Here is a 12,173-nt window from a genome sequence, read left to right as displayed (position 1 = left end):
GTCAAACATCAACCACCGCAGACATTACCCGCGCTAACCTAAGCGTAGGCGGGATCACCGCCAGTGGCAAAGTCTACGACGGTAACGTAGACGCCGCGCTGAATGTGAGCGGTAAAACATTGACCGGCTTAATTGCAGGCGATACGGTAACCGTATTGGCAAGCGGCGCGTTCTCTAATAAAAATGCAGGCGATGCTAAAACGGTGAGCTTAACCAGCACTAGCGCCGGGACTGACGCCGACAACTACCTTATTACGGGCCAAGCATCAACCACCGCAGACATTACGCCTAAAGAATTGACTGTCAGCGGCATGATAGCAAATGACAAAGTATTCGACGGTAATGAAAACGCCGTTATCACTGGTGGTCTATTAAATGGCTTTGTTAATGACGAAACGTTGAGTTTCTCAGGTCAAACCGGTCAGTTCGTGAATGCTAATGTGGGTAACGATATAGAGGTAACCGTAAATGGCATGACGTTAATCGACGGTACTGGTATCGCCAGCAACTACACGGTAAGCAAGTCAGGGAACCTTTCCGCTAATATTACTAATGCGGCAGGACCAATAGACAACACGGATGCGTCTGAATTAATAAACAATTTAGACAACAATCCTGCAACGCCATCAACCAACACGGTCGTGTCTGGAGTAATAAGCAACGTGGTTGCCAATGTTAGAGTGCCTCTCACTATAAGCTCCAATGGGCCAACAACTAATGCTAATAGCAGCACAACCGGCGGGATTGTCGATGTACAAGAAGTAGAGATAGGTAGTGATAGCGAAGGCGACCGCACTAGTAACCCCGGCGACATATTAGTGGTAGAAGGCGGTATTCGTTTACTTCCAGAAGCGCAAATAAACGCTAATCTTTCAGGAATTCAATAAACGTAAAATATAGCAGTTTTTTCGAACTACTGTATCAATAACATCAGTGGGGGAAAGTTATCAACACTTTTACCCCACCCCTCTTTTAAGTAGCTACTGCACAATGAATAGTAAAAACGCCATGATGGATATTCCTCAGCATAGCAGCCTGATGGTTTTAGCCCTTTTTGGTCAGCTTTGCATAGAAGCGTTAAACAGTAACATACAATGAAAAAGTCAGCAGGTACCTATGTAAAGCAGGCCAACAGCGCTATTGTGTTATTCGCATATCTTGCATTTACAGTGCTTGCGCTTTTTACAGGCTGTGTGGAAAGTGTTTCTGCAAAACAGGTAAATGTGACAGATGTGCGCTTTTCTGACTCTCGCGATTCAGCGCGCATAGTGCTCGAATTCGATGCGCCACCAAGTTTTTCTTACTTTTCGCTAGCTAATCCGGATCGCGTTGTCATCGATTTACAAAAGGTAGACAAAGCATTCAATTTGTCGCGTGTAGGGCTGTCGGGCAATAAAGTCAGCAAATTGAGACATTCCAAGCCAATAAGGCCTAGAGATAGCCGTATAGTGATTGAAACCAGCAAGAAACTTAGTGCTAGATTATTCACTCTAGCACCAGCGGATAAAGACAATAAGCAGGCAGGGCACAGGCTAGTGATTGACCTTATTGACCCTAATCCTCCATCTGAGGTAGCCGAAGGTAATGCGCGCTCGAATAGTGCTGAGCCAAATGTTGCCGTTAATGCTTTGGAGCCTGACCGTGACCAAGATATTACAACAGTAATAGACGCAGGGCATGAAGGCGTTGATCTCGGCTCAATTGGACCCTCTGCAGTCACCCAAAACGCTAGTGGTGAAGTCTTTGTTACCTTGCAAACAAATATTCGTTTCACGGGCAATACCCAATACAGCAGTATTACTCTCAACGAAGTTTTAGCCGATGCAATAGGTAAAACTTACAGCCTTGAGGGCCTGCAAGGGCTCACTGATCGCATTACTGCGTATTATCGCAGTAATGGTTTTGCGTTTGCCCGCGCACTTCTGCCAGTGCAAGCCATGACTGATGGTGCTCTACTCATTCAAATTGTAGAAGGTCACTATGACAACATCAAAGCCATAGGCGATAGCTTAAATAACGCTGACGCCCAAGTGTTTTTAAACTTATTGCAAACAGGAGACATAATACATACAGCTAACTTAGAGCGTGTAGCATTAATATTAGACGACCAACCCGGCTTTAAAACCACGCCTGTACTTCGCCCAGGTTCAGAATTAGGGGCAGCTAACCTATTGGTAGAAGTAGAGCATGATCAGGATTACAGCGCTGAAATACGCATTGATAATTATGGCAATAGGTACACGGGTCGCCACCGCATTCATGTCGATTTAAACATCAACAGTCCATTTTTATTTGGTGACCAATTTAAACTTAACACACTGTATTCTGATGAAGATCTTTGGTTGGGTGCACTTAATTATAATCTGCCAATAGGTGGCTCAGGTTTGCGTGCTAATGTCGGTTACGCCCACAACTACTACGAACTAGGTAAAGAATTTTCGGATAGTGGGGTGCATGGCACTGCTCAAGTGAGCAGTGCTGGCCTGAGTTACCCTATTCTTCGTTCACACAAAACCAATGTGAATGTAGCCCTTAGCTATCAACAGAAAGTGTTAAATAATAGCAATGACATTACACTTAGCAGTAATACAAATCGCAGTGATAGCATACCTCTGAGCCTTAACTTTGACCATCGTGATACACTAGCAGGCGGCGGTATTAGCTATGGCACGCTCAGTTGGACGGTGGGTAATTTAACTGTTGCCACTGGTAACATTGCCATAGACAATGCTACCGCTAAAACCGCAGGTAGTTATGATAAATTCAACTTAAATTTAGCGCGTTTACAAAGCCTCCCGGGCAACTTAACGTTATTTAGCCGTGTATCTGCACAATGGGCTGGCAGCAATCTAAATTCATCTGAAAAATTTGGCCTAGGTGGCGCTAATAATGTCAGAGCCTACCCTGTTGGCGAAGCTTATGGGGATGTTGGTGTACTTGTCCAACTGGAAGTTCGGTATGCACTTAAGCATTCTACACTCTATACGTTTTATGATGCCGGTAGCCTTCGTACTAATAAAAACAGCTGGGCTGCTGGTAACAACAAACGTAGTCTCTCAGGCGCAGGTGTTGGCTTACAGCTTAACCTCGGGCAATGGGCTCTAGAGGCAAGTGCCGCATGGCAAACATCTGACAACTTAAGTAATGATGAGCAATCAGATAGCTTGATGAAGTGGGCGAGCATAAAATATGAATTTGAGAACGGCCCATGACACTGTGTTATATCCAACTGCTTAATCCGAATAAATGAAAGCGTGGCAAAGCAGGCCAAAGCGCGCTTATGTGAAACGTTTTTGTAGATAATCAATAATTTCAGATGACTCATATAGCCATTCAACATTGTCTTGATTTTCAATGCGTAAACAAGGCGTTTGTATTTTGCCGCCGCTCGCTAGTAAATCGTCTCTGTGGGGTGAACCCTTTGAGGCGCTAAGTTTTTCAATCGGCAAGTTCATTTTATAAATGGCGCGGCGGGTTTTGATGCAAAAAGGGCAGGCGAAAAATTGATATAACCTTAGCTGTTGTGCTTGTTCATTAACTTGCTGCTGGGCTTCTAGTGTGCGTTTTAATTTGGTGCCGCGAGTAATGACGTCAAAGAAGACAAGAATGCCGCCCACTAAATTACGTAAAAAAGATATTAAAAAACTCATATATACCACTTTGTGAATGCTACGGTTCTAGGAAACACTATTGTACCTAAAACACGCGTAAAACTATATGAGCATTGCCGTAAACAAGACTAAAGAAAAAGGCCTCAGTGTAAAGTCTTATTACAGCATAGGAATGTCATCGTCTATTAAGTGCTTTACTAGCTCACTTTGCTGGGCATCATCAAAAGCCTTGTTTATTAGGGCTTCTTTGTATGCAGTAACCTGCCTGTAATTTGGATGGGTGAATATATACTGCTGCTTTGTGCCTAGCGCCTCTACCACTCTTTTGGCCAATAGTTCAGGTGCAATGCCCGACTCTACTAGCGCAGCAGCTTGATTAAGACCTTTTTTAAATTTTTGCCTTTCTTCATCGGTGAACTTTTTGCGCCCCTGCGTTGGTCCATATTTACTTTGCTTGTTGCGCAAAGACTCATGAATCCTCGTTTTGACGAAAGCAGGACACAACACCGACACCTGAATATTGTGTGGTTTTAGCTCTACCGCCCAGCTTTCAGTCATCGACACTACGGCTGCCTTTGTGGCGGCATATGCGCTTGAATAAGGCACGCCCATCATACCGGCCATAGACGCGACGTTAATTATCCAGCCGCCTTCACCGTGTTTCTTTATTGCAGGTGCAGCCGCCTGCGTGCCATACAATACACCCATTAAGTTGACATCCACTACCCACCGCCACAGGTCATTATCGGTTTGCTCAATTTTACCCGGCATACCGCCCACGCCTGCGTTATTGATCACCATGTGTAGCTTGCCAAATTTAGCCAGCGTTTGGGTAACGCAATCTTGCCATTGGCTGTATTCGCTTACATCAAGTTTGCAAGCCATTACATTAATGTCTTGTAAGAGCAGTGTTTCTTGCGCTTCGTTCAAGGCAGCCTCATCTATATCAGCAATGACAATGTTCATGCCTAAGCTGCCAAACTCTTTTGCAAGGGCAAAACCAATGCCGCCTGCTGCACCTGATATAAGCGCTGTTTTTCCTGAATATTCATTATTTGTATGTAATAGCGACATGTATTTTCCGTCTTTTTCAAATGGTCTAGTATTATCGAATATAAGACTTACTTTATAATGCCGATACTTTATTTAGCTAAGGTTAAGGTCTTAGTTTGGTGAATAGTGAGGTATATCCCTAAAAGTTAACCCTAGTGCCTTGGACTGCTTCGAAACAAATTCTCAAACAGTAGTAGATGTTGTGCATGTAATCTAGGTTTTTGACCACAGCAAGGACACTTTTTATCAGAGCTTGGTATTGCCAAGCCCTCACAAGCAGATTGCATAAATCATTATCGGCTACAAAAGGCAGACTTAAACGACGTGATGATTGACAGGACGGGGCAATACTCGGCAATATAGTTTTTGTAAGCCCTAATCACTCAAACACCAAAAAGAGAGCCTTCATGAAATTATATACTTTACTGACATGCTGTATTTTTCTCACCGCATGTGCCACTACTCAACAACTACAAGGTGAACAGCAAAACACCTTAGGTGACGCTACTACTCTAAGACCGGTAGAATCATCAGGGCTCGTCACTCAAGGATTATCGCAATCGCGCCTTGCGCGAGTAGACACCGCGATGCGCAAGTATACAGACACTCAAAAACTGGCCGGCACGGTGACCTTGGTTGCACGTAATCAAGAAATTGTGCACTTGTCTGCAAATGGTATGCGAAACCTCGAGACTAACGAGGAAATGACCACAGACTCTATTTTCCGTATCTATTCTATGACAAAGCCGATTACTGCTGTGGCGGCCCTAACACTCTGGGAACAGGGTAAATTTCATATGTATGATCCAATTGAAAAGTATTTACCAGAATTAGCCGAGCTCAAGGTTTTTGCCGGCATGGACGGCGAGAATATGCGTTTTGAGCCAAGTGATCAGCCCGTTCGAATTATTGATTTGTTTTTACATACCGCAGGGTTTTCTTATGGTTTTACCAACAGTGAAGTCGACAAGCTTTACCAAGCCCTGCCGCCAGTGTCTGACAACGATAGTGTAGAGACAGTATTGCAACGCATATCCGCGTTACCACTTAATCATCAGCCCGGTACTCAGTGGCACTATGGCATTAATACTGACATTATTGGATTTTTGGTTGAGCGTATAAGCGGTATGAAGCTTGGCGATTACATGCAGCAGATTATTTTCGACCCCTTGCAAATGACAGACACCGCTTTTTATATACCGCTTGAAAAGCGAAACAGGCTTGTGCAAATATATGGGCCCGGCGAAAATTCAGAAATAGTCGCACTTGACGAAGCCCCCTTGGGAGATTTTTTATCAGATCCATCAGTGCACAATGGCGGCGGTGGCTTGGTCTCAACTATTAGTGACTACTACATATTTGCACAAATGCTGCTAAACGGTGGTGAGTACAATGGGCAACGGATCTTAGGCAGAAAAACCGTTGAGTATTTACGCTCAAATCACTTACCTGCTAACTTGATCCCATTTTCACCCACTTCTCACGGCGAAGGTCATGCCTTAGCAATGTCGGTTACCGTAAATAGCAACGATGCACTACTAATGGGATCTGACGGTGATTATGGCTGGGGCGGCGCAGCATCAACTTATTTTAGAATAGATCCTAAAGAGAATATGATCATAATAATGATGTCTCAGTTTGTGCCTTCTGCTTTTTACCCCGTTCGACATGACTTCAAAAATACGGTTTATCAATCCTTAGTCGATTAAGGCTCTTTGGGGATCTAGCCTATATCCTCGTCTTAACTATTACAGCAAATTAATGCTTAAGCTCTCGAACGCCCCTTATAGGTGTTCGCAAGCTTAGCGTTTATCGGCATTAATTATTCACTCATTTCCACCTTCGTATTGACAAAATTTGTACAGTATTTTAACTTATGTCTTATATAAGACATAACGTTAATAATTAGGTGACTTTTACATATGGTATTGAATAAGAAAAACATTCCCAAGGTAGGCTTTGGCCTGTGGAAAATCTCTCAAGAAGACTGCGCTGAAGCCGTTTATAACGCGATTAAGGCGGGTTACCGCCATTTGGATAGCGCCTGTGATTACGGTAATGAAGAGCAGGTAGGAGAAGGTATTAAACGCGCGATAGACGATGGCTTATGTTTACGCGAAGACTTGTTTGTAGCTTCTAAGCTGTGGAATTCATTCCATGCCAAAGAACATGTTGAGCTGGCGTTGCAAAAAAGTTTAGATGATTTGCAGCTAGATTATCTTGACCTGTACTTAGTCCATTTTCCTATTGCTTCCAAGTTTGTACCGATTGAAACACGTTATCCACCAGAGTGGATAGCAGATCCAGATGCAGACAATCCGCGCGTCGAATTAGCCGGTGTGCCGCTAATTGAAACATGGCAGGCAATGGAAGCTGTTTGTGAAAAAGGCCTCGCTACACAAATTGGCGTGTGTAACTACAATACTGGTTTGCTGCACGATTTAATGTCTTATGCCAAAATTAAACCTAGCATGCTTCAGATTGAATCACATCCCTATTTAACCCAAGAAAAACTCATTCGTTTAGCGAAGCAGTATAATATTCAGGTAACCGCGTTTTCACCCTTAGGTGCGCTATCATATTTAGAGTTAGATATGGCAGGCGCAGCTGAGTCAGTGATTGAGCAAAATGTGGTGAAACAAGCAGCGTCGCGCACCGGTAAAACGCCCGCTCAGGTCGTTTTAAGATGGGGCGTGCAGCGCGGTAATGCCATTATTCCAAAAACCTCTCGTCCCGAAAGGCTGATTGAAAACCTAGATATTTTCGATTTTGAATTAAGTGAACAGGAAATGGCAGCTATTTCTGCGCTCAATATTCACCGCCGTTTCAACGATCCAGGCGACTTTTGTGAAGCCGCCTTTAATACTTTTAACCCCATTTACGATTAGGAAAACCGATGACTCTACAAGCAATAAACTATACGCAAGTACCCGGTCAATTAAAGTGCGATGATTCTGTTTTTCCAAGTGTAATTGTGAACGATGGAAGTGTTAAAAACTTGAGTGACAGCAAAGCTTGGATAAGCCAAAATCTACCTGAACTAGAGCTTGAATTAAGACGCTCTGGTGCTATTTTGTTTCGTGGGTTCCCAGTCGACTCTGCCGAAACATTCGATACTTTCTCTAGTGCATTTGCCTATCGCAACTTCACTTATAAAGAATCGTTGTCAAACGCGGTTAGAATTAATTTTACTGAGCGTGTTTTTACCGCTAACGAAGCACCAAAAAATGTAGAAATATATCTGCACCATGAAATGGCGCAAACGCCTGTATCACCCAGTAAAGTTTTTTTCTTTTGTAAAAAAGCTGCTGAGGAAGGTGGTGCTACTCCGCTATGCCGCTCTGATATGCTGTATGAAGAATTAGTTAAACAAGCACCAGCATTAGCCCATGACTTCGCATCAAAAGGATTAAAATACACAACGCATATGCCGGCAGCTGACGACCATGAAAGCGGTCAGGGACGAAGCTGGAAGAGCACCTTAGGTGTAGAGTCAAAAGAGCAAGCCGAAAACAAACTTGCAGACTTAGGCTATCAATGGAAATGGAAGAGCGACGGTAGTTTACAAGCGACTACGCCCGTACTGCCAGCCGTTGTCGACTTGGGCAACATTAAAGGTAAACAAGTGAAGGTGTTCTATAATCAGCTTATTGCTGCTTATTTGGGTTGGAAAGGCGTTAAAGAAAACCCCGCTAGTGCAATTACTTTCGGTGACAACACGCCTATTCCCGTGGATGGATTAGAACTGGTTGCATCTTTGGCAGGACAATTTACGTTTGATTTGGCGTGGCAAGACGGTGATGTTGCCTTAGTTGACAACTATATGGCCATGCATGGTCGCAAACCTTATTCAGGTGAACGCAAACGAGAAGTGCTCGTTGCGCTTGCTATGAACTAGTCAGTTGTCTAGGTTAATTACGCAGCTTAGAACAGCCAGCGCATTCTTACCTGGCATCGCAGTTTCTGCTGTGGTTGGCCTAGCCGCATTATTTTTGAGCAGCCACTATGGCGCGCCAGCAATGCTATTTGCATTACTCTTGGGCATCGCTATGTCATTTATTTACGACGATCCGAAATGCAAAATAGGCGTCGATTTTACTGCCCGGCATATATTGCGCTTGGGGGTCGCCTTGTTAGGTCTACGCATTGCATTTGGGGATCTTACTGCAATGGGCTGGAAAACTGGCGCACTGCTCGTTATCGCAGTGGCGAGCACCATTTTAGTGGGTATGTTATTAGCCAAGGCTTTTGGTTTAGAAAAACGCTTTGGTCTACTCACCGGTGGCTCGGTTGGTATTTGCGGGGCTTCTGCGGCAATGGCGATATCAGCAGTACTGCCGCAAAGTAAAGAAAATGACCGTGACACCCTATTAACAATCGTTGGCGTTACCTCTTTGTCTACCATCGCCATGGTGGTTTATCCCATTGTAGCTGCCTATTTACACTTGGATGAGGCGCAGACCAGTCTGTTTTTAGGCGCGACTATACACGATGTAGCTCAAGTCGTTGGTGCGGGCTACTCAGTATCGGAGCAAACAGGTGATTTAGCCACACTCACAAAGTTGGTAAGAGTTGCGTTTTTAATGCCTGTGGTTATGTGTATTTTACTTGTCCTTAGATTAAATTTTGACGGCACTCAAACAGGTAAAACACCCGGCGTTCCCTCTTTTTTAATTGCTTTTGCTGTATTAATGGCAATCAATAGCATAGTAGACTTACCTCAAGTTATTACTGACTCAGCAACCGATATATCGCGCTTTGCCCTAGTAATATCTATTGCGGCTATTGGTATGAAGTCGAATTTAGGTCAAATGCTGACGGTGGGTATCAAGCCTATCCTGCTGCTGGTGATTGAAACATTATGGATTGCTGCACTGGTACTACTTTGTTTACCCTACGTTTAAAAAGCCTGCACCTAAGACAAAAAAAGGCGCCTTAAAAAAGGCGCCTTTACTATAATCAGACATTACAGATTTAGAATTTCGCTCTTAGCTGAATACCGAAGTGACGATCTGCGTCACGCGGTATCTGGTAACGGAAATTGTCACCGCTGTAGGTAGTCACAAATTTTTCGTCCGTTAGATTTTTAGCAATCAGCGATACTCTGTAGGCATCGTCATCAAACGAGAACGCGATGCTACCGTTAATAATGCTGTAGTCAGGTAAAAACGCTTCTGGGTTAGTCACTGCCGTTGTACCTGGCGCTCCTGCAAAAATATCGTCGGTGTACACATATGAGGCATTAAAGAAGATGTCCATGCCATTCATTTCCATTACATACTCACCAGTAAGGGAGTATTTCAAGTCAGGAGAGAAGGGCAAATCGGCGCCTGAACGACCGTCACATGGGTTTAAGCCAACAGGACATCGAAATTCATCAACTACTGCATCTACGCTAGACAAACCACCGGTAAGCAAGAAGTTTTCTGTTGCTTGCCACATAAAATCTACTTCAAAACCTTCGGTTGTTACCGAGCCTGCATTGGTTAAACGGGTGATAAATACGCCGTCTAAATCTTCAGGGTTGTTAGCTTGAAAACCATCTATGTTTGTTCTAAATGCCGCTAGGTTTATGATTAAGTCGTTAGTGGCATATTTATAGCCCAGCTCATAGGCGTCGGAGGTTTCTGGACCAATTGGCAAAGAGTCGGTGTTTGACATATTGTAAAATACGTTAAACGCAGGCCCCTTATAGCCTTGTGAGAAAGTTGCATAAACCATGCTGTCGTCATTAATATCATATTGTGCACCAAGCTTAGATGAAGTATTGCTTTCACTTACACTATTGTCAAAGTCAGTATCGAATCCGCGCACGCCAACGCCTGTTCGGCTATATTGGTCGTCACTGCTGCGGTTATGTGAAAAACTGACTTCGTCGTCGGTGTAGCGAATGCCGAATAAAAGACGCAAATCGTCGTTTATATGATATTTAGCATCTGCAAACACCGCCCAGTTATCAAATTCTGTTTCCATAAAAGCGGTGGCGCTTATAATATCATTCGCGTTACAGCTTAAGCCTTCAGCTTCAATAAAAGCATTAATATCGGTTTCACTAGGGTTAACGACACCAAGGATGTTGCTTAAGTAATCGCCAATAGCAGCAGGAAACTGGCCGTTATTGTTTTGACATGAAGCGTCACGCGAAAAGCTTCTCTCTGAACTTTGTTCCCACCAGAAAAAACCAGCCTGATAATCAAAATCACCGCCTAAAGGGGAAGCAATTCTAAATTCTTGGGATACTTGATCCCACTCTTGTGGGCCGATATCATGCAGCTGAAAGGGAACACCAAATACGGGGAAGGGGAGGTCGCCAGCGGTTGAGGTAAAATCGCCTTCACGAAATTCAGTGTTGTTCCAGCTTCTGTAAGCCGTAATAGAGGTGAAGTCATGATTACCTAAGGGACGGTCTACTTGTATTGAAAACGCTGTGTGATCATCTATGGTGCGGGTTTCAAAATCATGATCAATTTGACGCTGATTTAAATCTAAGTCACCAGTACCGGTACTGTTGGGTGAGGCTTGTGAATCATGACGACCGCTTGGGGTGAGTTCTAGATCGGCGCAGCAAGAGTCGTTAGAGCTTACGGTTTCGAAGATAAATAAAATATCAGTATCGCCTGATGCCTCAATATCGAGCATTGCGCGAAGACCTTCTTTATCGTATCCGTTGGTAGTTTGATTGTTGTAAACATTATTAATGTAACCGTCAAACTGTGATTTAAGCACCGTTAGACTGCCGTTCGCATTATCACTCAAGGCGCCCGATACCCTGCCTTTGAGGCGGTATTCGCTGTCCTGCATAAGGGTTGTTTCAAACACCCCTTCAAAGTCCTCATTAGGGCGTTTAGAGGTCATGTTTACAACCCCTGCAGATGCATTTTTGCCAAACAGTGTGCCTTGAGGTCCGCGCAGTACTTCAATTCTTTCTAAATCGTATAAATCAACGAATGCTTGTCCTGAACGGCCAAGCACAACACCGTCAACAACGGTAGATACGCTAGGCTCTGCCGCGACACTAAATGATATAGTACCGATACCGCGAATGGTGATAGCAGAGTTTCGCGTGGTGTTACCTTTTCTGAAGCTAACAGACGGCACAAGTGCTTGAAGCCCTTCAATGTTAGCGGAGAACGCCGAGTTTATTTGATCTTCGCGCAGCACAGTCACTGCGACTGGGACCTCGTTTAGATTTTCAACACGTTTTTGTGACGTAACAGTAATCGTTTCAAACCCTTTTTCAACCTTTTCAGCTTGTTCTTGCGCGCTTGCCGTTATACCTAATGATAAGCATGTTGTTAGCGCTAATGCTTTTGCAATACTTTGTTGCAACGAGCTCAGTCTAAATTTCATTTTGTTCTCCAAGTTTCGTGTGTGTCATGAATTACCAATGTCCCCCCAATTTAATTGTACTGGTTAATTTGGGTATGGCATTTACTGGTTTTATAGTTAGTTGATAAGCACAAACCGACAACTACGACTTGAAAATAGCTTATCTTTTTTGTCTTTACC

The 12,173-nt window shown here is 43.8% G+C and carries 9 protein-coding genes; 6 read left to right on the top strand and 3 right to left on the bottom strand.

Annotated features, from left to right (window positions below):
- Together GPUN_RS14300 and GPUN_RS13810 are read left to right on the top strand one after the other, a co-directional pair.
- Positions 1–887 (top strand): YDG domain-containing protein (locus tag GPUN_RS14300; RefSeq protein ID WP_040519882.1); only part of this gene is annotated, 887 nt, incomplete at its 5' end.
- Between the two features lie 207 nt (positions 888–1,094).
- Positions 1,095–3,212: a ShlB/FhaC/HecB family hemolysin secretion/activation protein gene (locus GPUN_RS13810; RefSeq protein ID WP_006002466.1), complete on the top strand. Its 2,118-nt coding sequence runs from the start codon at positions 1,095–1,097 to the stop codon at positions 3,210–3,212.
- Between the two features lie 66 nt (positions 3,213–3,278).
- Here GPUN_RS13810 and GPUN_RS00860 read toward each other — a convergent pair whose 3' ends face one another.
- Positions 3,279–3,650 (bottom strand): glutathione S-transferase N-terminal domain-containing protein, encoded by a 372-nt coding sequence (locus GPUN_RS00860; RefSeq protein WP_006002464.1) that lies wholly within the window; start codon positions 3,648–3,650, stop codon positions 3,279–3,281.
- Between the two features lie 120 nt (positions 3,651–3,770).
- Positions 3,771–4,685, bottom strand: a complete 915-nt coding sequence (locus GPUN_RS00855) for an SDR family NAD(P)-dependent oxidoreductase (RefSeq protein WP_006002463.1) — start codon at positions 4,683–4,685, stop codon at positions 3,771–3,773.
- A 386-nt stretch (positions 4,686–5,071) separates the two neighbouring features.
- On the opposite strand from GPUN_RS00855, the gene GPUN_RS00850 reads away from it, so the two are divergent.
- The 4 genes from GPUN_RS00850 to GPUN_RS00835 all read left to right on the top strand — a co-directional run bounded on the left by GPUN_RS00850 (position 5,072) and on the right by GPUN_RS00835 (position 9,568).
- Positions 5,072–6,373 carry a serine hydrolase domain-containing protein gene (locus GPUN_RS00850; RefSeq protein WP_006002461.1) on the top strand — a complete coding sequence of 434 codons (1,302 nt, stop codon included), beginning with the start codon at positions 5,072–5,074 and terminating at the stop codon, positions 6,371–6,373.
- A gap of 213 nt (positions 6,374–6,586) precedes the next feature.
- Positions 6,587–7,552, top strand: a complete 966-nt coding sequence (locus GPUN_RS00845) for an aldo/keto reductase (RefSeq protein WP_006002459.1) — start codon at positions 6,587–6,589, stop codon at positions 7,550–7,552.
- 8 nt (positions 7,553–7,560) lie between these two features.
- Complete coding sequence (locus GPUN_RS00840) at positions 7,561–8,562, top strand: TauD/TfdA family dioxygenase (protein WP_006002456.1); 1,002 nt, start codon at positions 7,561–7,563, stop codon at positions 8,560–8,562.
- Between the two features lie 4 nt (positions 8,563–8,566).
- Positions 8,567–9,568: a YeiH family protein gene (locus GPUN_RS00835; RefSeq protein ID WP_006002453.1), complete on the top strand. Its 1,002-nt coding sequence runs from the start codon at positions 8,567–8,569 to the stop codon at positions 9,566–9,568.
- Between the two features lie 70 nt (positions 9,569–9,638).
- Here GPUN_RS00835 and GPUN_RS00830 read toward each other — a convergent pair whose 3' ends face one another.
- Positions 9,639–12,014 carry a TonB-dependent receptor gene (locus GPUN_RS00830; RefSeq protein ID WP_006002450.1) on the bottom strand — a complete coding sequence of 792 codons (2,376 nt, stop codon included), beginning with the start codon at positions 12,012–12,014 and terminating at the stop codon, positions 9,639–9,641.
- Between the last annotated feature and the right edge of the window lie 159 nt (positions 12,015–12,173).

This window comes from Glaciecola punicea ACAM 611 (assembly GCF_000252165.1).
GTDB lineage: Bacteria > Pseudomonadota > Gammaproteobacteria > Enterobacterales > Alteromonadaceae > Glaciecola > Glaciecola punicea.
This window is presented reverse-complemented; position numbering and strand designations above follow the sequence as displayed.